26 protein-coding genes are annotated in these 23,273 nt (G+C 63.3%); 12 read left to right on the top strand and 14 right to left on the bottom strand.

Annotation, left to right across the window (positions count from 1 at the left end; genetic code table 11):
* Position 1: 1 nt before the first annotated feature.
* From A7U43_RS21705 to A7U43_RS21715, 3 genes are read left to right on the top strand one after another with little or no spacing between them, the layout of a single operon-like run.
* A complete protein-coding gene (locus A7U43_RS21705) occupies positions 2 to 709 on the top strand; it encodes an endonuclease/exonuclease/phosphatase family protein (RefSeq protein WP_067999291.1) in 708 nt (235 codons plus the stop codon).
* Positions 710 to 766: 57 nt separating this feature from the next.
* Positions 767 to 1,147: a hypothetical protein gene (locus A7U43_RS21710; RefSeq protein ID WP_067999293.1), complete on the top strand. Its 381-nt coding sequence runs from the start codon at positions 767 to 769 to the stop codon at positions 1,145 to 1,147.
* 23 nt (positions 1,148 to 1,170) lie between these two features.
* Positions 1,171 to 1,815, top strand: coding sequence for a vWA domain-containing protein (locus A7U43_RS21715; RefSeq protein ID WP_067999295.1), 645 nt, complete (start codon positions 1,171 to 1,173; stop codon positions 1,813 to 1,815).
* Positions 1,816 to 1,902: 87 nt separating this feature from the next.
* Here the strand turns inward: A7U43_RS21715 and A7U43_RS29815 are convergent, their stop codons facing one another.
* The 5 genes from A7U43_RS29815 to A7U43_RS21730 form a co-directional block, all read right to left on the bottom strand.
* Positions 1,903 to 2,073, bottom strand: coding sequence for a hypothetical protein (locus A7U43_RS29815; protein WP_156525987.1), 171 nt, complete (start codon positions 2,071 to 2,073; stop codon positions 1,903 to 1,905).
* A complete protein-coding gene (locus A7U43_RS29820) occupies positions 2,073 to 2,249 on the bottom strand; it encodes a helix-turn-helix domain-containing protein (RefSeq protein ID WP_156525988.1) in 177 nt (58 codons plus the stop codon). Before A7U43_RS29820 ends, A7U43_RS29815 begins: the two co-directional genes overlap by 1 nt.
* 242 nt (positions 2,250 to 2,491) lie before the next feature.
* Entirely contained in the window at positions 2,492 to 2,803 is a 312-nt protein-coding gene (locus tag A7U43_RS21720; protein ID WP_068003371.1) for a type VII secretion target, read from the bottom strand.
* Complete coding sequence (locus A7U43_RS21725; protein ID WP_067999298.1) at positions 2,800 to 3,369, bottom strand: LppA family lipoprotein; 570 nt, start codon at positions 3,367 to 3,369, stop codon at positions 2,800 to 2,802. The genes A7U43_RS21720 and A7U43_RS21725 overlap by 4 nt, the downstream gene beginning before the upstream one ends.
* The gene (locus tag A7U43_RS21730; protein ID WP_067999300.1) at positions 3,366 to 5,195 is read right to left on the bottom strand and encodes an alpha/beta hydrolase; all 1,830 of its coding nucleotides are present in this window, start codon (positions 5,193 to 5,195) and stop codon (positions 3,366 to 3,368) included. Before A7U43_RS21730 ends, A7U43_RS21725 begins: the two co-directional genes overlap by 4 nt.
* A 173-nt stretch (positions 5,196 to 5,368) precedes the next feature.
* Between A7U43_RS21730 and A7U43_RS21735 the strand changes: the two genes are divergently transcribed.
* The 5 genes from A7U43_RS21735 (at position 5,369) to A7U43_RS21755 (ending at position 9,476) form a co-directional block, all read left to right on the top strand.
* Positions 5,369 to 6,067, top strand: a complete 699-nt coding sequence (locus A7U43_RS21735) for an endonuclease/exonuclease/phosphatase family protein (RefSeq protein WP_067999302.1) — start codon at positions 5,369 to 5,371, stop codon at positions 6,065 to 6,067.
* 52 nt (positions 6,068 to 6,119) lie between these two features.
* The gene (locus tag A7U43_RS21740) at positions 6,120 to 6,488 is read left to right on the top strand and encodes a hypothetical protein (RefSeq protein ID WP_067999304.1); all 369 of its coding nucleotides are present in this window, start codon (positions 6,120 to 6,122) and stop codon (positions 6,486 to 6,488) included.
* A 22-nt stretch (positions 6,489 to 6,510) separates the two neighbouring features.
* Positions 6,511 to 7,155 carry a vWA domain-containing protein gene (locus A7U43_RS21745; RefSeq protein ID WP_067999305.1) on the top strand — a complete coding sequence of 215 codons (645 nt, stop codon included), beginning with the start codon at positions 6,511 to 6,513 and terminating at the stop codon, positions 7,153 to 7,155.
* 516 nt (positions 7,156 to 7,671) lie between these two features.
* Positions 7,672 to 9,006: a hypothetical protein gene (locus A7U43_RS29825; RefSeq protein WP_156525989.1), complete on the top strand. Its 1,335-nt coding sequence runs from the start codon at positions 7,672 to 7,674 to the stop codon at positions 9,004 to 9,006.
* A 140-nt stretch (positions 9,007 to 9,146) separates the two neighbouring features.
* Positions 9,147 to 9,476, top strand: coding sequence for a hypothetical protein (locus tag A7U43_RS21755; protein WP_067999309.1), 330 nt, complete (start codon positions 9,147 to 9,149; stop codon positions 9,474 to 9,476).
* An 809-nt stretch (positions 9,477 to 10,285) separates the two neighbouring features.
* Here A7U43_RS21755 and A7U43_RS21760 read toward each other — a convergent pair.
* From A7U43_RS21760 to A7U43_RS21780, 5 genes are all read right to left on the bottom strand, one after another.
* Positions 10,286 to 10,819: a hypothetical protein gene (locus A7U43_RS21760; protein ID WP_067999311.1), complete on the bottom strand. Its 534-nt coding sequence runs from the start codon at positions 10,817 to 10,819 to the stop codon at positions 10,286 to 10,288.
* On the bottom strand, positions 10,816 to 11,343 hold the full coding sequence (locus A7U43_RS21765; RefSeq protein WP_197499887.1) for a hypothetical protein: 528 nt from the start codon (positions 11,341 to 11,343) through the stop codon (positions 10,816 to 10,818). The genes A7U43_RS21760 and A7U43_RS21765 overlap by 4 nt, the downstream gene beginning before the upstream one ends.
* Before the next feature lie 274 nt (positions 11,344 to 11,617).
* Positions 11,618 to 12,220, bottom strand: a complete 603-nt coding sequence (locus tag A7U43_RS21770; RefSeq protein ID WP_067999313.1) for an HD domain-containing protein — start codon at positions 12,218 to 12,220, stop codon at positions 11,618 to 11,620.
* 64 nt (positions 12,221 to 12,284) lie between these two features.
* Positions 12,285 to 13,232 (bottom strand): hypothetical protein, encoded by a 948-nt coding sequence (locus A7U43_RS21775; protein ID WP_067999314.1) that lies wholly within the window; start codon positions 13,230 to 13,232, stop codon positions 12,285 to 12,287.
* 76 nt (positions 13,233 to 13,308) lie between these two features.
* Positions 13,309 to 13,680 carry a hypothetical protein gene (locus tag A7U43_RS21780; RefSeq protein ID WP_067999317.1) on the bottom strand — a complete coding sequence of 124 codons (372 nt, stop codon included), beginning with the start codon at positions 13,678 to 13,680 and terminating at the stop codon, positions 13,309 to 13,311.
* 382 nt (positions 13,681 to 14,062) lie between these two features.
* Between A7U43_RS21780 and A7U43_RS21785 the strand changes: the two genes are divergently transcribed.
* Both A7U43_RS21785 and A7U43_RS21790 read left to right on the top strand, forming a co-directional pair.
* The gene (locus tag A7U43_RS21785; protein ID WP_197499888.1) at positions 14,063 to 14,434 is read left to right on the top strand and encodes a hypothetical protein; all 372 of its coding nucleotides are present in this window, start codon (positions 14,063 to 14,065) and stop codon (positions 14,432 to 14,434) included.
* Complete coding sequence (locus tag A7U43_RS21790; protein ID WP_067999320.1) at positions 14,434 to 15,063, top strand: DUF6308 family protein; 630 nt, start codon at positions 14,434 to 14,436, stop codon at positions 15,061 to 15,063. Before A7U43_RS21785 ends, A7U43_RS21790 begins: the two co-directional genes overlap by 1 nt.
* Before the next feature lie 3 nt (positions 15,064 to 15,066).
* Here A7U43_RS21790 and A7U43_RS21795 read toward each other — a convergent pair whose 3' ends face one another.
* From A7U43_RS21795 to A7U43_RS21810, 4 genes are all read right to left on the bottom strand, one after another.
* Positions 15,067 to 15,405, bottom strand: a complete 339-nt coding sequence (locus A7U43_RS21795; RefSeq protein WP_067999323.1) for a hypothetical protein — start codon at positions 15,403 to 15,405, stop codon at positions 15,067 to 15,069.
* Positions 15,402 to 17,816: an AAA family ATPase gene (locus A7U43_RS21800; RefSeq protein WP_067999325.1), complete on the bottom strand. Its 2,415-nt coding sequence runs from the start codon at positions 17,814 to 17,816 to the stop codon at positions 15,402 to 15,404. The genes A7U43_RS21795 and A7U43_RS21800 overlap by 4 nt, the downstream gene beginning before the upstream one ends.
* A 74-nt stretch (positions 17,817 to 17,890) precedes the next feature.
* Positions 17,891 to 18,628, bottom strand: coding sequence for an endonuclease/exonuclease/phosphatase family protein (locus tag A7U43_RS21805; protein ID WP_067999327.1), 738 nt, complete (start codon positions 18,626 to 18,628; stop codon positions 17,891 to 17,893).
* 35 nt (positions 18,629 to 18,663) lie between these two features.
* Positions 18,664 to 19,734 (bottom strand): DUF2510 domain-containing protein, encoded by a 1,071-nt coding sequence (locus A7U43_RS21810; RefSeq protein WP_067999329.1) that lies wholly within the window; start codon positions 19,732 to 19,734, stop codon positions 18,664 to 18,666.
* Positions 19,735 to 20,334: 600 nt separating this feature from the next.
* Here A7U43_RS21810 and A7U43_RS21815 point away from each other — a divergent pair.
* Both A7U43_RS21815 and A7U43_RS21820 read left to right on the top strand, forming a co-directional pair.
* Positions 20,335 to 22,092: an ATP-binding protein gene (locus A7U43_RS21815; RefSeq protein WP_231963376.1), complete on the top strand. Its 1,758-nt coding sequence runs from the start codon at positions 20,335 to 20,337 to the stop codon at positions 22,090 to 22,092.
* A gap of 11 nt (positions 22,093 to 22,103) precedes the next feature.
* Positions 22,104 to 23,273 (top strand): exonuclease SbcCD subunit D, encoded by a 1,170-nt coding sequence (locus A7U43_RS21820; RefSeq protein WP_067999334.1) that lies wholly within the window; start codon positions 22,104 to 22,106, stop codon positions 23,271 to 23,273.

Here is a 23,273-nt window from a genome sequence, read left to right on the forward strand (position 1 = left end):
AGTGGGCACGAGGCTCGCGACGAACAACATCCGACACGGCGGCACCAAGTCCGCCGAGGCGCTGACCACCCGACTGCTTGGCTACGACGCCGACATCCTGGTGGTCACCGAGTTCCGCGCCAACGCGGCCGGCGCGCGGCTGATCGACCGTCTGGAGCAGGCCGGCTACGACACCTCGCATCCCGCGGTCGGGCCGAAGTTGAACACCGTGCTGATCGCCGCGCGCATCGGTATCGACCGGTCATGGTTGTTCAGCGAGTCGCTCGATCCGCGACATCTGTGGTGCGCCGAAATCGACGGCGCCTACGTGTGCGGGGTGTACATGCCGCAGAACACCGCGAAGTTGCCCTACTGGGAGGCGCTGATCCGGGATGCCCCGACGAGTGGCATCGACCTGCTGATTGGCGACTTCAACACCGGTACCAACGATCTCGACAAGGATCCGCACGGAGCCAAGTTCATCGGACCGGAGATGCCCGGCCGCCTGATCGACTCCGGATACACCGACATGTGGCGATCGCTGCACCCCGATGTCCGCGAGTACTCGTGGTTCAGCCGGCCCGAGGACAACGGGTTTCGACTCGACTACGTGTACGCAGCGCCGGACCTCGCGCAGCGGATTGGGTTCTGCGAGTTCGACCATGCCCCACGGTTGAAGGGCGAAACCGACCATTCAGGCCTGGTAGCCGTCGTGCAGGACTGGCCATGACCGATTCCTGCATCCGCAGTTATTGCGGATTCCGCACTTTGTGCGGTATTGTGGTACATGCCCAGCCGGTACGAACACATCCGCGCAGACCTCGCACACGCCGAGACTGCGACCTCCGCAGACCAAGCCCTGCAACACCTTCGGTCGGTTCTCACAGAGGTCGGCCAGCTACTCGACGAGCAGTTGGCGCGTGCTGTCGTCGACGACGAAATGTCGATCGCGGCGGCCGGGAAAAGTGCCGGGCTCACCGAGAACGCGGTCGGCCCGCGCCTGGCCAGCACGCCGAGGCTGAACCCGTACGTCAGCAGTGGCGACCGGATCACCGCCGAAGACGTCAAACGCGCCCGTAACGACAAGCACGCCAAGACTCCACTGCCACCCGCTCCCCCGACCGAACCGATGCGGTTCAAGCCGCGCCGAAACAGCAAGCCTCGCTAGTTCACCACCGAAAGGAACCGACCATGTCGAACCAGAACCTCACTCTGATCGCCTTCCTGCTGGATCGCTCCGGATCGATGCAATCGATCAAGTCCGACGTGGTCGGCGGCTTCGATGCCTTTCTCACCGAGCAGCGCGCCGGCGACGGCGAATGCCGCGTGACCCTCGCCCAGTTCGACAGCGAATACGAGGTCGTCTACCACGCCCTGCCCGTCGATGAAGTGCCTGCGCTGGAACTGAATCCACGCAACAGCACCGCGCTGCTGGACTCGATGGGCAAGCTCATCACCGACACGGCAGCCGAGATCGCCGCACTCGGCGAGGACGACAAGCCGGGTTCTGTCATCGTCGCGATCATGACCGACGGCATGGAGAACGCCAGCCACGAATGGAGCCGACCGGCGATCAAATCGCTCGTCGAGCAGCAGACCACTGAATTCGGTTGGGAATTCCTCTATATGGGCGCCGATCAGGATGCCGTCGAGGTCGGCAAGGATCTCGGGGTCAAAGCCGAGCAGGCGGTCACCTACGGCCGGGGGAAGTCCCGGGAGGCGATGGCTGCAATGTCGGGGAACGTGCGGGGGTACCGCCGCGCAAAGATGGCCGATGTCGATGCTGGGATGCCCGGGTTCAGTGAGGACCAGCGGTCAGAGTTGTCGGACGACTGACGCAGGCGGCCGAAGCGGCGATGTGTGGCGCTATCAGTACGTTCGACGTACGAGGCCGAAGAGTCAACCCAGACACCGAATCAAGCGTTACCCGGTCTCGTTCGTCAGGGCCAATTCGGCGTCAGCGAAGAGGACTTCCAAAGAGCGCTTCCATGGTGGCAGATCGCGCGACAGCGTCAGCCACGTGAGTTGGCGGTTGACCTCGTCGGCGAGCCACCCCTGAATGTGCAGTAACTCCTTGGCCGCCTTGCGATCCATCAGAGCAGCACCGCCTCACGGTGGATGTCGTCGTCGAGCTTCGGGGCGGACTTGAGTTGCTGGCTCACTGCGGGCTGGCTGACACCCAACTCCTGGGCGGTCTCACGCTGGGACTTTCCGGCGGCCAGCATGGCACGCAGTGCCGGGACGCGGCGCAACCGCGCGGTGCTTTTCATCGCGACGAGCGCGCTGATACTCCGCCCCTAGCTCCATAGGGACACCCAATCACCCTCGTGTGCTCGTGGGCCGTTGACCGCGGCCGGGCATTCCTGGGTGCTAATGACCGGGACGCTGGTGCAGCGGGTGGATGTCGCGACACGGACGGTCGAGCCGCTGGTGGCGTTGCGGGCGCGGTTCGGGGAGCCGTTGCGCGGGCCGGCGTGTGAGCTAACGCGGTGAGCCGAATTGATCTGTCGCCCTACTCGTACCGCACCGCAGTATCGAGAGCCCCGCCGGCCTCCTGGTCCTGCCGGTCATAGACATCGGCAGCGGCGCGTAACGAATCACCCAGGGCCGTCAGGTCAGAACGTAGCCGTGCCGCCTGTGCTTCCAGCACGTCGATAAACTTCCCGAAGCCGGGTGTGCCCTTTTCCTTCCAGGCCGCGCCTTGGGTCGAGACACTGTCGGCGACCGCCGCGCGATTGGAGGACGCCTCGCCGGCGACTACCGCCATCTGATCAGCGGACAGCCGGACCTGGGCCGTCGACACGACGATGCTCTCGTGACTCATGGCGCGCCGCTCCCCCCGGCGGGCAGTCGGCACGCAATGGTGCCCGTGATCAGTGACGCCTCGATCGAGCCAAACCTCAGCTCACGACCGTCGTCGCTGGTGATCCGAATATCATGGGCACCTGAAGAATTGTGCATGGCTGAACCGTTCGTCAAGCCCTCTTCAGCAGCCAGACGCTCGACGGCGGGCAGCACGAGCGCCCACTCCTCATCGGTGAACGAATGTTGTGAGGTGAGGTTCGCGAAGTACATCCGGACCCCCCTCTGCCCGTTGTTGTCACAGGCGCCCCGCGACTCTTCACGACGCCAGGTCCATGGGTCGCTCGCGGGTACCAGCCGGGAGACCTCGGTGCGGACCCGCTCGATGAGGTCCAGCATCTGGGCGCGGGTGGCTTCGATATCGGGCAGGTTCTTGATATCCACCTTGGGTACATCCTCGTTGATTATCGGGGAGTCGTAACTGGGGTCGGAGCCGAAACTGTCGCCACCGCCGCAGCCAGCGAGGGCCAGGGTCGCGGCCGCAAACGCTACCGCCAGCCACAGACCAGCGACTCGCGTCGTCCTCATCGCACCAACCTTTCTCCACCGTCTTCACCCAACGGTACGTTCGCCAACCCGCCCGCGATGATGGCCAGGTTGTATCCGGTGGTTCGCAAGACACCATTGTCCGATCGCGGGTAATCAGCGTGGGCCTCGGCTCCGGTGCGGGACACGTTGTCGGTGGGGCTCACCGCAGCGTTTGACGACAGCTGTTCCAGCGGCAGCGTCGTCGGGTTGGGCCCGAACTGACCGAGGTCGCCTGCCGACGGCAACCCGAAAGGGCCCAGCTTCGGGTCGCCGGATATCCAGTCACCGGGTGCGGTCATGACGTATGAATGGCCGTCAGGCAGGAACATATCGGGCTCGTCCATGATCGGCCGCATCACTTCGAGCGGTACGCCGTGCGTGCCGATGTAACCGCCGACCTCGTTTGTGTGTCCCAGTCCCGGTGAGCCGTAGAAGGCCGCGTCATCGACGACGCCCGTGTGACCGAGCTCATTGAGCGCCTGGGCGGTGGTCAGCGATCCGTAGGAGTGGCCGAACGCCGACAAGTGGACGTCGGATCCGTGCTCGTTGGTCGCATTGATGCCGCGGTAGAACTCGGCCAGATCGGGTGCGGCCTCGTTGGCTCGGGTCTCGAATCCTGCCTCCAACACCGAGATGTCTTTGCCCGGTGGTTCGTAGCCCAGCCAGGCGATGGTCGAAACTTCTTCGTCATACCGCTCAGCCAAGTCCAGCTGGGCCCGTGTTTCTGTGCGCAACGCATCTGCTTCGTCAACCATGCCGGGCATGCTGGTGGCCCTCGTGTCCACGCCCGGCGTGGTGACGCTGACATGGTCGGCGGTGTCGGGGTTGCCGACCGCGATCGCGGCCCGAGTCTCCCGGCCGTCGGGATATTCAAGCATCATTAGATACTTATCCGGGTCGTAGTCCATGTCGGGGTTGCCGTCCAAGGACATGGCCCCCTTCAATGCCCTCGCTTCGTCCAGCCGAGCGTGTCGATCCGCCACCATGCGGTCGTATTCGGCGCGCTTCGAAGCCGAACCGGGGCCGCCAACTCCGGCGCCGGCGTACTCCTGGAAGGTCGGAATCTCGTCGACGGACCGTTGCGCGTCGGCGAGCTCCTGGTCGAGTTGTCCCTTGTTGATCTCGCTGCGCACCGGGGTGGGCACACCGGCACGGTCGCCGATCCACTCCGGATGCTCGGACCGGACCTTTGCCTGCTCCTCCTCCGACAGGGCATCCCACCACGCCTTCACGTCGGTGGGCATCACACCCTCACCATCAGGTGGGTACGGCGCGGACAATCCGGACTGCTCACGGCCCATCTCTTGGGCGGCTGCGAAATCCGGTGCTCCGCGCGCGGTGATGTCACCGTTCTCGACGTGGCCGAACACCTCGGCGCAGTCGGCGTCGATGTCCTCGGCCTGGTGGATCAGCGCCTTGGCCCGCGTCTCGATGTCCTCGGCGACGTGCTTGAGTTCCTCACGCACATCCGGAGGACCGGTGACGGTGACATCGCCGTTGTCGGCGAGCACCAGAAACCCGCCCTGGGCTGCGACATCGGCGCGCACCGCGTCCACACCGGCCTGCACCGTCGCGACCGCCGCCGCGGTCTCCGATGCCAGCTGCGCCACGGCGCCGATCACCGCGGCGTCGTCGAGAACCCTGCCGGTGGACTCGGCGATCTTGCCGCGGGCGGCGTCGGCGGCCGGCGACTCCCACCCGGGCAGGCGAGAAATCAGCTCCAGATCGGAGGCCACGCCCTCGATCGTCGTCAGCTCGTCCCCGAGTTCATGCGCGATCGACTGCAACGCGCCCACATTCCAGGACTCGATATCACTGAGCAGCACCGCCGACTGTTCCCCTTCCCCACGGATACGCTATCGCGCCGCCGGAGGGGTTCGGTGCAGCAATTGCCGTCCCGTGCCGTCGTCCACGCACGCGCAGCGGGACTTGTCGGTGCCCACCCTCATACTGATCGGCTCGCTGGATTCACCACGGCGAGCGGAGGGACCAGACCGAGATGACCACGCGGATCGCCACACTCAACATCCGCCAAGGCGGCACCAAGCACGCTGAGGCGCTGACCGCCCGACTGCTGGGGTATGACGCCGACATCCTGGTGATCACCGAGTTCCGCGCCAACGCCGCCGGCGCGGGGTTGATCAACCGACTCACGGAGGCCGGTTACGACACCTCGCATCCGCGTGTCGCGCCGAATGTGAACACCGTGCTGATCGCGGCGCGCGGCGGGATCGAGCGGTCGTGGGCCTTCGGTGATGCGTTGCACCCGCGACATCTGTGGTGCGCCGAGATCGACGGCGCCTACGTGTGCGGGGTGTACATGCCGCAGGGGAAAGCCAAACTCCCCTATTGGGCGGCGCTGATCGACAAGGCTCGTTCTGCCGGTGTCGACCTGTTGATCGGTGATTTCAACACCGGCAACAACGATCTGGACAAGGATCCGCGGGGATCGAAGTTCATCGGGCCGGAGATGCCCGGACGGCTCAGCGCGACAGGCTATCTCGACGTGTGGCGGGCGCTGCATCTCGGAGTGCGGGAGTACACGTGGTTCAGCCGGCCCGGGGACAACGGGTTCCGGCTCGACCACATCTACGCGGTGCCGGAGTTGGCGCAGCGGATCGTGAAGTGCGAGTTCGACCATGCGCCGCGGGAGGCCGGCGAGACCGCTCATTCTGGTTTGGTGGCGCACATGCACTGAACCAGAATCCGCAGTTATTGCGGACTCCGCAGATTGTGCGGTACACTCGGTCATGAGCCGCTACGAACGCATCCGAGACGACCTCGAACAGGCCGAGCGCGCCACATCCGCAGAACACGCCCTACGTCACCTCCGGTCCGTCCTGACCGAGGTGAGTCAGCTGCTCGACGAGCAACTGGCACGCGCCGTCGTCGACGACGAGATGTCCATCGCCGCCGCCGGCAAGAGTGCGGGCCTGACCGAGAACGCGGTCGGCCCACGCCTGGCCAGCACGCCGAGGCTGAACCCGTACGTCACCTCCGGTGACCGGATCACCGCCGAAGACGTCAAACGCGCCCGCAACGACAAGCACGCCCGCACTCCCCTACCGCCGGCCGACCCGCCAGAGCCGATGCGATTCAAGCCTCGACGAAATCGATAGTCGCCCAACGAAAGGAATCGCTATGCCGAACCAGAACCTCACCCTGATCGCCTTCCTGCTCGACCGGTCCGGTTCCATGCAGTCGATCAAGTCCGACGTGGTCGGCGGGTTCGACGCATTCCTCACCGAACAGCGTGGCGGCGACGGCGAATGTCGAGTCACGTTGGCGCAGTTCGACAACGAGTATGAGGTGGTGTATCACGACGTACCCGTCGGTGAGGTGCCGCCACTGGCGCTGAATCCCCGTGGCTCGACGGCACTGCTGGATTCGATGGGCAAGCTGATCACCGATACCGCGGCCGAGATCTCCGCGCGTGCCGAGGAGGACAGGCCGGGCTCGGTGATCATCGCGATCATGACCGATGGGCTGGAGAACGCCAGCCACGAATGGAGCAGGCCGGCGATCAAGTCGCTGGTCGAGCAGCAGACGAACGAATTCGGTTGGGAGTTCCTCTACATGGGCGCCGACCAGGATGCCGTGGAGGTCGGCCGCGGTCTCGGCGTCAAGGCCGAGCAGGCGGTCACCTACGGCCGCGGGAAGTCGCGGGAAGCGATGGCCGCGATGTCGGGGAATGTGCGGGGGTATCGGAATGCGAAGCTCGCCGACATGGACGCGGCGATGCCGGCGTTCAGTGACGAGCAGCGGGTGGAGTTGTCGGAGGAATAAACCGCCTTGAGGGGGACCCGTTGGTGGTCCAGCGCTATGCGACTTGCAATGTTCCGCGGCGGTCAACGTTGAAGGACAGTACCGCGCCGCGTCCCTAGCACGAGGAGAAAGCTCGCAGGAAAACCACCGGATGTAGACGGCCGCTACAATGGCGGTCGCTCACGGGGGATTTTCAACGAGCACATCTGGGGCACCTCCCTGAGCCTTGTCAGACATGCAGGTCGATGGTCAGGGGGGATCGGTGTCAAAGCCACTTCGCGTAAGCCCCGATGGGCTGCACTCGGCGTCGGTTGAACTCGGGTTTGGCGCGGCACAGTTATCCGATGCCACGACCACCGGCGGCGCAACGAGTGGAAGACCATCTGGCGAGGGAATTCGCCAGGCTGCGGCAGCGGTCGCCGCGCTGGGGACGGCGTATCAAACCAGGATCGACCGTCACGCCCAAGCAGCATTGGCGGCCGCCGCGAACTACACGCGTACCGACTCCAGCGAATCCGACGCTGTCGCGAGAACGATGTGAGCATCAAATCCGGGGACCTCGGTATGCAACGAGTTCCCGCGGTTGCACCCAACGCAGTCGCACCGGCGGGTCTGCCCACAAGGGCGGATATCGAAGAGTGGACCGATGCAATCACTGACTTGTCCACTGCCGCCGCAGAATATCGACAATGCGCGCAGGGCGTCGATGCCGTCGCCGATGCTCACTGTCAATCGCTGTCAGCGCCGGGCGGAACCGAATGGGACGGTGACAGTGCTGATGCAGCGAGAGAAGCAGCCTACGGCGATCGAGGCATTATCTGGCGGGCGACCGACCACATGCGAAACGGACTGGCAAGGGCGGCTGACGCCGGAGCGCAAGACATCCATGCCGCACGAAGTCGGGTGCAGGACGCGATCGAACTTGCGGAGCGCGACGGATACACGGTCGGTAACGACCTTTCGGTCGTCGACAACAACACCTATACCGTGGCGTCGGACTACGACGCCAGGCAGGCCAAGGCGTTGGAACATCGAGAAGAAATAACCCGGCTTGCTGTCGTACTTGTCGCCGAGGACTCTCAAGTCGGCGAAAAACTCAGCACGGAAGCCGCTGCTCTGGACGCCATCATTCCAGCAAGCTGGGGCGCCGGAAGGCTCCCTGCCGAAGCGCCACGGTTCGACGCGGTGGATAACGAAGTCGACGAGCCGCATGCGCAGTTTGGCAGCGAAGTGCAGCAGGAGGTGCCGCCCAATCGGTTTATCGACGACCAGCGGTTTGGGCATTGGGAAAGTGTCGTCGCACCGCCATACGTCGGCGATCAACCGCCACCATTGAGTTCCCAATACCGACCACTACCCGTCGGTGATGATCGGACAAAGTTGGGCGGTACGACTGGCATGTACACACCGGGAAAACACTGGATCCAGGATGCATCGGCACCGCACGCTGAGTACCGAGAGGAATACAAGTTTCGTATTGTCGGCCAAGAAGCGACAACCCACACTCGGATGGTCAATGACAACGGCGTGTGGAAGCAGGAACGCTGGGTACAGAATGTGTACGAATATCAACGTAATACCCAAGTGACATTCAATGGTGACGTCAGTAGGAACGGCACGAGGGGCAGCTTGGATGGCCTGCCTGATCTGACAAATTTCGACAACAATTGGAAGCCAATTATCCCACAGGAAATCGTATCCTTGTCTGCTCGTAATCCTACTGTTGACTACTATCTTCCTGACGGGTGCGGCGGTCAGTTCACTATTCAGGAAGGCGTCCCCGTCGGCGGCTACAGCGGCCTCCCGCCCGTATCCATGACGCCGACTCCCGGTACAGGCGAAGTACCTCCGAGTATGCATCGGCCGCGGTAGTGGCGCGCCTCAACACGACACCGACACGATCGAAGTGGCGTCTGGTCACCGGGATCGGCTCAGTCACGTTCATAGCTATGGCCGTTGTCGGGTGCCAAACGTCGAATCATCCGACCTCAGATTGCGGAACCGCGCGGCTGATGATCGACTACAACAACGAATTCAACGAAGACGTTCGTGAGCGCACCGACGAGCAGGTCGAAACCAGCGTCGACGACTACAAGAGGTGGGCATCGCGGCTTCAAGAACTTGCCGACCAAATCAAGGACGATGCGGCACTGGCGGAGCGAGCCGACGAACTGGCCGATCTGGCCGGCCAGACGTCAGCCCTGATCCCGCGATACCGAGCCGAATCGTCGGCTATGTCTCCGCTGGATCCGTCGCCTCCGGCATCTGTCAGTGAATACTCCCGAATTGGTCAGAAATTTCAGGAAAGTCTGGTCGAACTCGACCACGCCTGTCCTAATTAGGGGGCGACTCGCGATTCGCATCGTCATTGTCATCGTCAGCCCAATACGCCCACTCCGGGAGTGGAGTGGGCGGAACTCCGATCGTCGACAACGACCCTAGGTTCGGGTCAGGTTCGGCACGAAATCTCACTTTCGGGCTCCTACGAACGTAAGCGATCAACAGAATCGCGACGCCGACAGCAATGAATACCACCAGACCGCACTTAAAAACTGTCAACCACACGGGCGCCCTCCTGATCTGAAGCTATATGAGTTCTCGAAGGTTTCCATTCGGCGAATCTGAACTCTTATACCCGCGGCTCCCTCGATCGCCGCTCATGCTGATCCAGTTCGGCGTTCCTACCAGCGCGACCGCACGTCACGGCCGCATCCCCCACTATTCGGCCCAGGTGGCCGGGCATTCGTCCTTAACATCGGCGCAGCTCCATGACCTCCATGATTGCATTGCCTGGGTATCGCCACGAACGGTCGGCATTGCCGCCACGTCTCCGACCCTCCAGCAACCGAGGCTTAGGTCCTCGCCAGGCAGCACCACAGTGCTCGTCGATGACCGCCTCTGATACTGACTGCTTTCAGTCGCAGTGAAGGCCGGGGATGCTCGCCGTGTGGCCGGCCGGGTGTGAGTACGCGGTGTAATACAGCTGTCTCCGAATCTATTCGGATAAAGTCAACTACGGCGGCGGGTTCATGGACGCGGCCATGCCGGCGTTCAGCGACGCGCAGCGGTCGGAGTTCACGGACGACTGAATCGCCTGAACTCGGCACCGATAGGGCGACCAGACTCCGGTCCGGAGCCGTGAACGAAACGGTCAGCTCCCGCGATTGATTTTTGCTGCGTCATGGATGGCGGCCGCGAGCTCATCGTACGTGCACTCCCGCGGAAGAAGGGCTTTCAGTCGTCCGAGCCCAATTGTCTTCTGCTCCGGAACTTGTCGGTCAAGTTCGATCGTAGGAAGCACATAGAACGTCCATTGCGCCACTTCCAGCGGATCGATGCGTTCGCGGGCCTCACCCTCGAGCAGACAGAAGACATACACGTCGGCGCTTCGCTTTGTGTCAGTCGCATAGACGTTGGTGCGGGCATTCCAGCCCTTTGCGGGACGGATGCCGAACGAGATATTTGAAAGCTTGGTTTGCTCCCATGTTTGCACGTAGGCAGCCGATTTCACCTCCACCCCGACTCCGTCGATATCCAGGTCGTACATATCCCATTCGAGGCGCGTCGTATCGCGAATGCCGAGCGCTTTGGCCACGATGTACTCAGCCAGCACTCCGCGGGTGGTGTTCGTGAGTAGGTCGTCGTACGCCCATTTGAGGAACTCCTGCTTGTTCAGGCGAGTCATCGCCGAGCCTTCAAAGCTCGAGCAGTTCCCTGGCCCAGTACGGTCGTCACCTTGAGCCGGTCGATGTCAGCGAGGGTCATCAGCGCCTCAGGCCGCGTAATCCGCTTGATGTCCTCCACGCGCGGCTGCGGCACCTCGAGTGCCAGGTCGCGCGCCTCATAAACATCGATGTTCGTGTGTATCCACTGGCTCTGCTCGGTGAGCTTGTGGTCGACGCTCACGAACCAGTTCGCCATGAATTCCTGCAGGTGCGGGATCAGTGTCCACACTTTGCGCCGGGCGAGTGCCGACCGTACATCAGGTCGGGTGAATGCGAGCCACGCCAGTTCTCCACTGCCTGCCTCGGTGAGCTTCCAGAATGCCCGGCCGTTGTGCGCGATGAGATTAGTCGAGCGGGCGACGACATCCTGTCCGATCTCCCGGGCCAGCCTTCGGTAATCGGGCAGGGTGTCCTTCCAGTCGGGGACGCTCTCAAAGTAGTCGTGTGGCCGCTTCCCAGGTCGTCTGCCACGAACATCGTTCATCAATCGCATCCCCTCACCCGCGGAAGCACTGCAATCGCCCCGCCCGTTCCCAACACTCGGTTTCCCGGGTGCGTCCAAACCCTCATCATCCTACGTCGGAAGGCGCCTCTGGTCGGCCCGAAAGCGGTGATCGACTCGAAAAGACTTGGCAGATCAAGCATCGTGAACTTGTCACCGGCCTGTCGCGCCATGGCGGGCCCAGTTGTGCGAGGCGTTGTGGCGCACTAGCTAGAAGACGATTGATTTCATTCGCGGGGAAATCTGGATCAGGGCGCTATCTGCCGCTGGCGGGTTCGACAAGCACGGCGATCTCGTCAACCGCGTGCCGCAGCTCATCTACCAACCAACTGTCACTTCGCTTTTCGAACGCACTCAACAGAGCGCGGTAGTACCACAGGTGTTCCTGCGGGTCCGTCACATTGAAGCGTCGCCACAGTTGCTCACCATGCAGGCGGAGATCTCGGAGGATTGCCCGGGCGTTGTCGACCTTATCGGCAAGGGACACCAGGACGGTCATGTCGGCGACGTCCTGCAAATGCTGGATGTACTTCTCCTTGCGCTGACGCCACGGCGGCTTGGGCACCTCGTCTGTATCGCTGCACTCGGCGACGATCTTGGCTACGGACGCACCGAAACGCGCTTCGATCTCGGCCAGGGTCGGCTTTCCGCCCTGGTCTTCAACGGCATCGTGCAGTAGCCCCGCGATCGCTTGCGTCTGGCTGCCGCCCGCCTCGATCACCAGTGCAGACACTGACATCAGGTGCCCGAAGTAGGGGATGTCCCCGCCCTTCCGGGTTTGCGTCCCGTGCAGTTTGGCCGCATAGACCAGCGCATCGGCGAACTCGCTTCCGAGCTTCGGCGTGGTTGTCGACTCCATAGGTAATTCCCCCTGTCCTCGGGGTTCAGTGTCGCAGGGGGCCGTGGCCTGGGGTGCGGATCCTTCAGCGTCGCGCTGGTCGGGGCCGTGATCCGCGCCTGAGGTCGTCTTCGGCTTCCGCCCGCGCACTCCTCCAGGTGTCTCGCTCGAGCCTGACGCGTTTGCGCGTCAGCCACTTGGCGGACTGACTACTTTCATCGAGCGCGTCCATCGTCTGCAGTACCTCAGCGCGAGGCTCACGGACGCCGCTGCGCATCTCCAGTGCGAGTGCGATGATGCGGCATTCTTTCCTCAGGTCGGCGAGAATCTGGCAGGCCTCGGGTACGCGACTTGCGGCAAGCGCAGCTTGAGCTCGCAGAAGTTCGTTGCGCAGCCTTCCCAAATCGACCAGCACGGCCTGGCCGTTCCGAGACCGTCCCAAGACGGGTGCCCAGTCGCGTAACGCTCCGATCACCCGCCGCACACATTGGTCGATCAGCTCCCTGCGCCAGGCCTCCTCGCCCTGCACAAGGTGGCGTGGCGGCGGGTCGCGGCGCGGATCACTGGGTGATGGGCCTCCGGTGTCGAGCCGATTCAGCAGTCCGCGCCGTTCACGCAGCCAGCGTAGAGGCCTGCCATCTGCCGACCAGTCACCCCATCGCTCTGGGTCAGGCGGCTGTGGTGCCGACACCAGTGCAATCACGACTTCGTGGTCGACAACGCCGCCCATCCCGGCGGCGGTGACGCTGTCATCTAGTTCGGATTGCACGCGCGTGTCGTGTGCCTCAAAGGCAAGAAAGCCAACGCCGACCAGGAGCAATGAACTGAGAACCGCGCTCAGCACGGCATGATCCGCCCAAAATTGTGCCAGCACCCCCGATGGCCAGTCAGTGAGCAACATCGCCAATAACCCACAGCCGCAGAGAATTGCGAGCGTGATGAGCCAGCTTCGCTTGACCCGCCCAAAATGGATCGCCGCCACCAGAAGGAAGATCAAGAAAGCTGTGGCGAGAACTGCGACCAATCCGATCATGCTGAGACCCGAATATTCAATCGCAAAGCAACCGCGCTTATCTGCGACGCCAGGTCTGCTTGCCCGGCTAGGTGCGTCATGCCGACCGGTCCCCCTGCATCTCAAGCACCGTCGGCCGCGTCGACCGAATATGTACCTCCGGGAACTTCGCCACCAACGCACACACAAACGCTGACCGCTTGACGTTCAGCTCGTTGAGTAGCTCCTGCTGACTCAGCTCCCCCTTGTCGCACAACCGGTCCCACGCGACGGCGATCATCCAGGCCGGCACCAGCTGCGGTCCCGATCCGAGACTCATCGAGCGTTCGGTTTCGACCCACACCCCTTTGCGGTCGACCGCGGAGACCCGGTTGAGGTTCTTGGTCGACAACGTCAGGATCGCAGTGCCTGGGCCCACCACGTCCGATATCCGGTCGAACAACTCGTCGTCGAACTCCGCTGCGCTCATGCCGATCCGACCACCACGATTCCGGATGGCTGCTGTTTCAATGCACCCACCTCCAACGCCCGCTCCCAAGCTCCACCCAGGTGAGCACCGGCGCCCTTTCTCGTCAGCCGAATACTTCTGTGCCAGCAACCGAAGCCATGTAATCACGCACACACACTTTCGGGGATGCGAACGTATCGGTAAATTCGCCAGGGAACGCCGTCACAGCTTTATCGGTCGGGCCAGTCTGGAGACAACGAGGCGGACGGTGCCACACGAGTAAAGCTCCGCAATCTCGCCGGCCGTGTCGTACCCCACGGTTATGGTTTGCGAGATTTCATGAACCGTTGACCTTGGGGAGGATGCGCGGGTGTATGGACGCAGCGACGACGAGTGGGACCGGATGGTCGACGATGCCATCAGCTTTCTGACTGAACAGGCGCAGTCGAAGCGCATCACCAATTACAGCGACCTGAACTCGGCATTGGTTCGGGCCGGTCACGTCCCGTTCGACTTCGGATTGGAGCGGGACCGCGCCGCCGTGGGGGCAGTCCTCGGCGGTGCGGTGCAACGCACGATCGACGACTCCAAAGTCATGCTGTCGGCGATCGTGTCCTATATCGGCCAGAACGATCCCGGACCGGGTTACTACAAGTTCGCCACTGAACTAGGGCTGCTGCCCAACACAGCCACCGCTGACGACAAGCTGGCTTTTTGGGCGCGCCAGGTCAAGGCAGTTCACGAGCGCTACGCGCGACCGGTCGGGCGGCCGTGATGACCGATCTGCAAGACCGAGTGCTGTCCTTCGTCTGCGAGCCCGCCCAGCGGCTGGTTGAACAATTCTTCGACACCGACGGTCCGTTCGCCGCCACGACCTACGACACCCTGCCCGACAACGACCGCAATCGCTTCACCACAACGGACCTACTGGCGGTGACTCTGCTCGACGTCGCACTCCCACCTCCTGCGGTCCGCAGCCTGTTGGAAACCGACGCGGAGACGTTCAAAAACCTCCTCTCGGCCGTGCCCGACGATGTGGACCTGTGGGATGTGTCCGACGAGAATGTGGCGCACGCTGAAGCTCTGTACTGGGCGCTGCGTGATCTCCCTAAAGTCGGCCGAACTCGGGCAAGCAAGCTCATGGCCCGTAAGAGACCACGGCTGATCCCTGTGGTCGACAGCGTCATCATTGCGGCCTTGAATCTCGGGGACGATTCCTGGGTCGCCCTGCGTGCCTGCCTGAGTGACCCCAACGTGCGGGAATCGATCGAAGCCAGTCGTCCAGACAACGCACCGGCCGACTCGATTTCGACACTTCGCCTGCTTGATGCCGCGGTGTGGATGCGGTGCAGTCAATCGCGCCATGCAAAGAACGCAAGGCGGAGGGCCGGAATCACCGCCTGACACTCATGCCGGCAGCAGCGACGCCACAACCCCACAAAGGTGCCTAACCTCGGCGGCTGACGGCTGCAGCTCGAACGCATGCACGTGGCACGCGCTGCTGAGCCGGTTCCACGCGATCGCAGCAGAGTCGGCAGCCTCTTCTGAATCCAGGGACCTCAGAACCACCAGCTTGCTGCGTGTACTGGCCCACGCCACTGGCGCACCGAGACGCTCACAGCGTTGCTCGATGAGCTGTTCCAGCGCCTGACGGGCCAGAAATGCCGCCATGCGCGAGGAAAGGCCATCCGGCCGTGGTTCATTGAGGATGCGTTGCGCCTGACCCAACAGCTCGACGGCGCTCACTGCGCACCGACGAGATCCGCTACCGCGCGTTCGAGGTCACGCACATCGGCCTTGGTCAGCGTGCCCACCTTGCCGTGTGCGCCGGTATTGCCGATGTCCAGCACGTTTTTTCGGCCCGGCTGCGCACCGAGCCAACCCGACACATCGGCCTTCGCATCGCCCAGGACCGCCAGCGCGAGGCGCTGGCGAGTGGTCTTCGCCGCCTGCCACTGCTCCTCGGCGACAAAACGTTCTGTTCCCGACGTCGACTGCCGTGCGTAGTGCGCCTGTTTGGCCGCCGACTCCAGCGCCATCCGGAACAGGTTCGGCGCGACGCGGCCCTTCACATCATCGTGCAGTTTGTCGTCCTGGATCATGGCGAACGCATCGCCGATCAGGCGCCGGGCGGGGTCGATGTTGAGACGCGCCCGGACCTTGGAACCGGATTCACGGACGACTTCGATCAAGCGTGCGTCGATCCCGGTTTCCCGGATGACCGAGGCCAGCCGGTCGTCGTGGGAGAACACCACCACCTGGTGGGTACGCGCGATGTCGGTGAGCACCCGGACGAACCCGTCGATCTTGGATGGATCCATGGCCTGAATCGGATCATCAAGCACCACAAAACGGAACGGACTTCTGACCGAGGTGGCGCGCGGTAGGAACAAGGCCAGCGCGACGGCGTTTTGCTCACCCTGGCTCATCACCGACAGGGCTTGTGTCGGCTCGCCGTCGACCGATCCTCCGAGAACCGCCTTGCGTTTGGTCGCGGTGCCGGTCAGCGTGATGTCACCCAGGTCGACGTTGCTTTCCTGGCGCAGCTCAGCCCAGATCTGACGGGCTTGCGCGGCAATCGGTTTGAGGCGCAGATTTCGGAACTCGGCGCCCTGTTTGGTGGCCCAGTTGCGCGCAGCGGTAATCGCCTTGAATTGGTCGTCGAGTTTTTGGGCTCGGCGCTCGGCCGGGATCCACGCTGCCACTTTTTCGGCCAGCGGAGCCCAGGCATCCTCGCGGTCGGCCAGTGCACTGGCCGACTCACCCCGCAGAGCCTCGGCCGCGCCGACGGCGTCGAGCAGCACCGTTTCGAGATGGGTGGCGCATGCCTGGTGATCGGCGGGTAATGTTCGCGCGCGCTCGGCGGCGGTGATATACGGGTCGAGCGCCGCGAGCTCCACACCGGGGACCGCCGGCGCGGGCGGCAATTGTGCGGCAAGGGTATCGGCGTCGGTACGGGCAGCCTTCACTTCGGCTAGTGCGGCACGATACTCGCCGACCGATCGCTCACCCTCGGTGACCGACGTCCTCGCACGGTCAGCCCAGTCCGCATCAAGGCGGCCCTCCCCGCATACCGGACATTCGGTATCCCCCGCGCGGGAGTGATAGTCCAACGCACTGTGCAGCAGGTCCACGCGTTCGGCGGTCAGCGCGGCCAGGTCCTGCTCGGTGCGCCGCAATGCCTCGGCGGCGGTGCGCAACCGGGTGGCGCAGCGTTCGATGTCCGCGATTTGGGGTCCAGCGATCTGGCTGAGTGTTTCGAGTGGTCGAATCACCTCGCGATCGATGTGGCCCGACCCAGTCACCGCGGCCACGATCTCGTCAAGCGGACGGATGTGCTTCTTGAGCAGCTTCACCAGCGGAGCCGCGCGTTCATCGTCGGATTCCGATAGCGCGGCGATGGCCTGTTTGCGCACGGAGTCAGCCGTATCGCGCACTGCCTTGGCATCTTTCAGGTCGGCGGCCAGCTTCTTCTCCACGGCGGCAAGGACTTCGAGACCGAGAAGCTGAGCCAGTGCGTCGTATAGCGCGGACGGTCCCCCATCGAACAGCCGGCCGAGCTCCTCATAGGTCAACACCGGACGGTAGAGCTCCAGTGCCTCCACCCACCCGAGACTGTCGATGCCGTCGGTTGCCTGCTCACCGTCGCGCTGGGTCCACAGGGTGCGATCGGCCAGCTCAGCCTCGGGTTCCCAGTCGACTCCGACTTTGACCGGCCCGCTGCCCTCGCGGGTGAATCCGACCCGCAGCGCGCACGGGTTCGGCTTGTGTAGGTTGCGCCAGGATTCGGACCAGAGCGCCTGTTTACCGCGCCATCGGTAGCTGCTGCCGGTCAGAGCGAGCTCGACGGCTTCAGCGAAGCTGGACTTGCCGGAGCCGTTGCGACCGCTGATCACCGTCAGCCCCGGCGCCGGGTGGAGGTCGAGTTTGGCGGTGGAGCCGATCCCGCGGAACCCGGACACCGTGATGTTGGTCAGGTACGTGGGCGACACGTCGGCTGTTATCCCGCCGTTCTCATCCACCACCTCGGCAAGGGCGCCGACGACGAGGTCGCGGGCAACGTCGTCAAGGGCGGTATCGGCGTCGAGCAGATGCAGGATGGCGTCCTGGACGGACTGCTCGGCATGACTTGACCCCCCGGGCTCAATTTCCTCCACGAGACGATTGAACTACGCACGTCTGACATTCCCGACGTGAATCGCCGGATCAACGGCCACAACCACATTGGCGATCACTTTGTACCGTCTTGTGAGCACGGAACGTCCAGATCAATGATCGTCGGGCTGTGGTCGCTGTACGCAATCCAATCGCTGAATGAGCCTGTTACGACATTCTTGATGGCGTCGGGACGGGATACGAAGGTGTAATCAATGTGGTAGGTGGCGTCTTCTTTACGACGCCACCAAAGAGTGGGATCGGGTTCTGCTCCCAAATTCCATCCGTGATGATGGTGGTACACGCTGACAAAGCCACGGTACTGTAGCTCGCGGTTCAGATCGCCAAAGTTTCGGAGTTTCCCCGGCTTATCCCAGATGACCGACGCATTGAAATCTCCACTGATTAGGCTGAGGTCGGCGTCCCCAGCTAAGAAATCTGCGTAATGCGGCAGTGCGGCCCGCACCGAGCCACGTTGTCGCGCCTCCGGATACCCGGTGCCACGCCTGTCCATCTCCCACACGGCAAGCACCCGCAGATCCCTCGGCCCACTGAGGTGAAGCGGCAGCACCCATTGGTATCCCGGGTCGTAGCTGGCGTCGACATCCAGCTGCCACTCGCCGAAGCTGGCCGCAAGCAACCCCTTGTTTGGGTTGGTACCGATCCACCTGATAGAAGTGGCGCCTATATCCCGCAGGGCGTTTCGGGTGCGCTCGGTGTTGGCAGACTCCGGAAGGATCGCAATGGTGGGTTCTAAGTCGGAGAGAAGATGAGCTTTCTTGTGGAGTGACATCGCGACGTTCCACTCGACCACCCGGACCGGCAGCGTGGCGTCCGGTATCAAAGCCCCTACCTGACTTTCGGTGCCACGTGCTCGGTCCAGCGCAGCCCGTCCCAATAGCGAAACATCCGATGATTCTGCGGATCGTCGTACCACGCTGCGGGTGGCAGAGGAGGCGCCGCCGGCGTGGAGGACGTGGTCGATTCGGGCTGAGATTCATAGGAGTGCCGCGCGCCGGTTTGAACCGCCATATCGATCCATCCGGGAAGTGCATACGTCTCCGGGTCGTCCTGCTTATCTATCAGCGCCGGCAGCGTCACCGGTTCACCGTCAAGGACGACTTCATCTGCCTCGTTGGCCTTGATGCCGTCGATCCGCACCTCTGCAGCTACCGCCGATCCCTTGATGTCACCCCAGCATGCAGTGACCAGTCCACGCGACGCAAGGTGTCGGATCATTGGCAAGAACCGCTGGCTCATCTGCGGTGTCAACTGACCGATTCGCTCGTCATTAATACGCACTTCGACGACCGGCTTCGCGGATGCCGCCCGGCCCGAGACACTTTCGTGCAAGGTCACAAACAAGGTGCCATACCCTGACCCGGGGACGAACTTCAGCAATGCGTCGGTGTGCTCGTCTTCCTTGGTGACCTGCACGATCGCCGACCGCGGGATCATGGTGTAGGGAACCGTCGGCGGATTGTTGATCGGCAACGCGCCGTCGGGATCGCCGAGCTTAATTTGCACGGTCGAAGCAAACTCCCGGGGCGGGTCGTTCTCGCCGTCCCATTCATCCCAGTTCTTGGCATCACGAGCGTAGATGCGGCCCGGAACCATCGCGATCAGGCCGGAGGCGGCAACCCGTCGGACGACGTTGGCCCATGACTGGCAGTCCTGACGTGGGATGTAGCCAACCGTCTTGCCGTCGGCGCGCACAGAGATCGCCCACCGGTCGTGCGGATTCGCTGGTTCTGGGACCAGTTCGAACATCCGCTGCGTTTCGAAGCCTTCCCTTGACCAATCGTCAGGCAGCAGACCGTAAATGGCCACGCCGTGGTATTGCTCGCCGACAATGTCGTAGTTGCACCAGTCGCCGCGTAGCTCGTTCCATAGCAGATACTGTCCGGGCTTCTCCCCCATCTATCCCCCTAGATTTCCGAGCACCGTCGGCCGAGTCTGTCGAATTCTCACGTGCGGAAACCTGGCCACAAACGCACACGCGAACGCCGACAGCTCGACGTGCAGACCGTCGAGTAGCCTCTACCGGAGGTCGCTTCTCATAAATATCATCGCGAACGTTAATTTGCCAGGTATCGTCGTAGCGAAGGTTAGCGCAGCTAGCACAGGGGTGGTGACAATGACTGGAAATCGATCATTCTTGCGTTCCATCCGTTGGCTTCAGACGACCGCGAGATGCGCGCGAGCCAGAGTTGTAGCGGGTGCCCCTGAGCAATCAGTTCAGTTCCACCGACGCTGTCAGACTACGCAGCTATGGTTTGCGAGATTTGATGATCCGTTGATCTTGGGGAGGACGTGCGGGTGATCGCACACAGTGAGGACGAGTGCATCGCATCGTTTTCGGTACATGAGGCGGTGGCCAAAATTGGCCTGCCCTGACCGAATTGGGTCCCGCTTAGTGACTATCGTCGGTAATTCGAACGTTACAACGGCATACGAATCACTGACCTGCGCGCGTTGTCACCACGTTATCTGCGGCGAGCGCAGAGGGGGCCGACCGTCGTGACTAGCGACCCACCCAACGCACACGTGGATAACGCCGGCGCCGTCGGGCAGGTAGTGGGGACCGAAGACGCCACGCCCCTGGTGTTCCACGTCGCCCTGTACCCAGACGCCTACCTGCAACTCGACGATGTGGTGGCGACCTCGCGCGAAGTGCCCGGCAGGGGCACGGTAATGACGTCGGGCATCGTCACGGATGTCCGGTCCCGGCACGAAGGGGCCACCTTCGGCAGCGACGTGTTCCTCGTTTCCGAAGGTGTCCTGCCGGCGCGGGTGCAGGAGATCGCCGAGGTCACCACTACGCGGGTCGAGCCCGAACTGTATGTGCCGCCGCGGCCCGGCGCGGTGGCTCGGCGCGCCACCGGCACCGAACGATCCGAGGCGCTGTACTTCGATCAGATGCGACGCAGGCTGCCGGTCGGGGCGGGACGCGACGGCGAGACTGTCTTCGTCGACCTGGATTTCATCGACGGCAACCGGGGCGCACACATCTCCATCAGCGGCATCTCCGGTGTTGCGACCAAGACCTCGTTCGCGCTGTTCCTGCTGCACGCGCTGTTCAACGGCGGGGTGCTGGCGCACGCCCACAACGCCAAGGCGCTCGTGTTCTCGGTGAAGGGTGAGGATCTACTGTTCCTCGACAAACCCAACACCAGGCTCAGCGGCGACGACGGTGACGGCCTCCGGGACAGCTACGCCCGACTCGGCCTGCCCGCGGCACCGTTCAAGTCGGTCGGATTCTTCGCGCCCCCAACGCCGGGCGACAACAACGCGCGCCCCAACGTCACCGGGCGCACTGATGGTGTGCACGCCTTCTGGTGGACGATCGATGAGTTCTGCACCGACGGGCTGCTGCCCTACGTATTCGCCGACGCCGAGGACGAACGCAACCAGTACACCCTGGTGGTGCATCAGGTCACAGCGAAGCTGCGGCGTGAGGCGGCGCCGGTGGGCAGCGACGGCGCCGTGACGGTTGACGGTGTGCACTGCCGCACCTACGCCGAACTTGTGGAGTTCATCGTCGACCGGGTCACCGACCCAGCCACCATGGCGGATTGGGCCGGGCCGGCCATCGGTGCTGGCACCGCGAACGCCTTTGTGCGCCGGTTGCGTTCCAGCCAGCGGGCGCTGGCCGAACTGATCCGTGGCGACATCCCGGACCGGGCCACCCGGCAGATCACTACGGCCAACCAGCAGGTGACGGTCGTCGATCTGCACAACCTGATGGAACGGGCCCAGCGTTTCGTCACCGGTGTCGTGCTCGCCGCCGAGACGGCCCGCAAGGAGGCGGCCGGCCCCGGCAGCCTGCTGTTCACCATGCTCGACGAACTGAACAAGTACGCCCCGCGCGAGGGGTCAAGCCCGATCAAGGAAGTGCTACTCGACATCGCCGAGCGTGGCCGGTCGCTGGGCATCATCCTGATCGGAGCCCAGCAGACCGCCAGTGAGGTCGAGCGCCGCATCATCAGCAACAGCGCCATCAAGGTGGTCGGTCGGCTCGACTCCGCCGAGGCGTCCCGCCCCGAGTACGGATTTCTGCCCTCAGGTCAGCGAATGCGCGCTACCATCGCCAAACCCGGGACGATGTTCGTCAGCCAGCCCGCAATCCCGGTGCCGCTAGCGGTGGAGTTCCCGTTTCCTGCCTGGGCGACAAGACTTTCCGAGGTCGGTGCTGGTCCCGGGCCATCGGCGGCTTCATCCGGGGGCACTGCGTTCCCGAGTCGACTTCCACAACCCGACGACGATCCCCCATTCTGACGGAGCGCACCGTGAAGTTCCTCCACACCTCCGATTGGCATATCGGAAAGACACTAAAGGGGCGCAGCCGGCTCGCCGAGCAGGCCAATGTGCTCAAGGAGATCGTAGGTATCGCGCACGACGAGGCCGTCGATGCGGTGCTCGTTGCCGGTGACCTCTACGAGACGTCGGTACCGTCGGCGGAGGCTCAGCGACTTGTAGTCCACGCGCTCATCGAGCTCCGCAAGGGTGGTACTGAAGTCATTACGATGGCCGGGAACCACGATCACGCAGGGACTTTCGATGCGTATCGGCCGTTGATGGCCGCCGCCGGCATCCACTTGCTCGGCCAGGCCCGGCAGGCCACCGCCGGCGGCGTGGTGTCATTTCACGCCAGGTCCACCGGCGAACCGGTGAACGTTGCGGTGCTTCCGTTCCTCACCACCCGCTATGCGGTTCGCGCAACCGAACTATTGACACAGACACCGGCCGAGCACGCCGGTGTGTACGACCAGCAGGTGCGGGAGTTGATCGACCATCTGAAAACCGGATTCACCCCGGACGCGGTGAACATCCTGATGGCCCACCTCACCGTCACAGGCGGCCTGCTCGGCGGCGGCGAGCGCACCGCACAAACCATTTTCGACTACTACGTGCCCGCAACGGCGTTCGGTTCGGACCCGCACTATGTCGCGCTGGGACACCTACATCGCCGTCAGTCGATGCCCGCTGCCTGCCCGGTGCACTACAGCGGATCACCGGTCGCCGTCGACTTCGGGGAGGAGGAGAACGTCAATGTTGTTCTCCTCGTCGAGGCTTCACCCACCAGCCCGGCGAGCGTGGAAGACTGTCCGATCACCGCAGGTCGGCGGCTACGGACGGTCCGGGGCACTGTTGCCGAGCTTGCCACAGCTGCAGCTGATTTCGGTGACGACTATCTGAGGGTCTACGTTCAGGAACCCACCCGGGCCGGACTGCGCGACCAGGTGATCGAGCTTCTTCCCAATGCGATCGAAGTGCGCATCGATCCGAAGTTCGCCGCCCCCAGCGACAGGCCCGCACCCCAGGATCGTTCGGACAAGTCTCCTGTCGAGCTGTTCGACGAGTTCTGCGCCGAACAGCAGATTGCCGATCACCGGCTCGACACATTGTTTCGTCAATTGCTCGATGAGGTCACGTCGGCGGACTCGGAGGGTTCCTGA

Source organism: Mycobacterium adipatum, assembly GCF_001644575.1.
Lineage (GTDB): Bacteria > Actinomycetota > Actinomycetes > Mycobacteriales > Mycobacteriaceae > Mycobacterium > Mycobacterium adipatum.

Bases quoted from the DNA above. Each gene is read 5' to 3' on its own strand.
- A7U43_RS21710 (WP_067999293.1), top strand. From the start codon at position 767: ATGCCCAGCCGGTACGAACACATCCGCGCAGACCTCGCACACGCCGAG.
- A7U43_RS21715 (WP_067999295.1), top strand. From the start codon at position 1,171: ATGTCGAACCAGAACCTCACTCTGATCGCCTTCCTGCTGGATCGCTCC.
- A7U43_RS29815 (WP_156525987.1), bottom strand. From the start codon at position 2,073: ATGGATCGCAAGGCGGCCAAGGAGTTACTGCACATTCAGGGGTGGCTC.
- A7U43_RS29820 (WP_156525988.1), bottom strand. From the start codon at position 2,249: ATGAAAAGCACCGCGCGGTTGCGCCGCGTCCCGGCACTGCGTGCCATG.
- A7U43_RS21720 (WP_068003371.1), bottom strand. From the start codon at position 2,803: ATGAGTCACGAGAGCATCGTCGTGTCGACGGCCCAGGTCCGGCTGTCC.
- A7U43_RS21725 (WP_067999298.1), bottom strand. From the start codon at position 3,369: ATGAGGACGACGCGAGTCGCTGGTCTGTGGCTGGCGGTAGCGTTTGCG.
- A7U43_RS21735 (WP_067999302.1), top strand. From the start codon at position 5,369: ATGACCACGCGGATCGCCACACTCAACATCCGCCAAGGCGGCACCAAG.
- A7U43_RS21740 (WP_067999304.1), top strand. From the start codon at position 6,120: ATGAGCCGCTACGAACGCATCCGAGACGACCTCGAACAGGCCGAGCGC.
- A7U43_RS21745 (WP_067999305.1), top strand. From the start codon at position 6,511: ATGCCGAACCAGAACCTCACCCTGATCGCCTTCCTGCTCGACCGGTCC.
- A7U43_RS21755 (WP_067999309.1), top strand. From the start codon at position 9,147: ATGATCGACTACAACAACGAATTCAACGAAGACGTTCGTGAGCGCACC.
- A7U43_RS21760 (WP_067999311.1), bottom strand. From the start codon at position 10,819: ATGACTCGCCTGAACAAGCAGGAGTTCCTCAAATGGGCGTACGACGAC.
- A7U43_RS21765 (WP_197499887.1), bottom strand. From the start codon at position 11,343: ATGAACGATGTTCGTGGCAGACGACCTGGGAAGCGGCCACACGACTAC.
- A7U43_RS21770 (WP_067999313.1), bottom strand. From the start codon at position 12,220: ATGGAGTCGACAACCACGCCGAAGCTCGGAAGCGAGTTCGCCGATGCG.
- A7U43_RS21775 (WP_067999314.1), bottom strand. From the start codon at position 13,232: ATGATCGGATTGGTCGCAGTTCTCGCCACAGCTTTCTTGATCTTCCTT.
- A7U43_RS21780 (WP_067999317.1), bottom strand. From the start codon at position 13,680: ATGAGCGCAGCGGAGTTCGACGACGAGTTGTTCGACCGGATATCGGAC.
- A7U43_RS21785 (WP_197499888.1), top strand. From the start codon at position 14,063: ATGGTCGACGATGCCATCAGCTTTCTGACTGAACAGGCGCAGTCGAAG.
- A7U43_RS21790 (WP_067999320.1), top strand. From the start codon at position 14,434: ATGACCGATCTGCAAGACCGAGTGCTGTCCTTCGTCTGCGAGCCCGCC.
- A7U43_RS21810 (WP_067999329.1), bottom strand. From the start codon at position 19,734: ATGGGGGAGAAGCCCGGACAGTATCTGCTATGGAACGAGCTACGCGGC.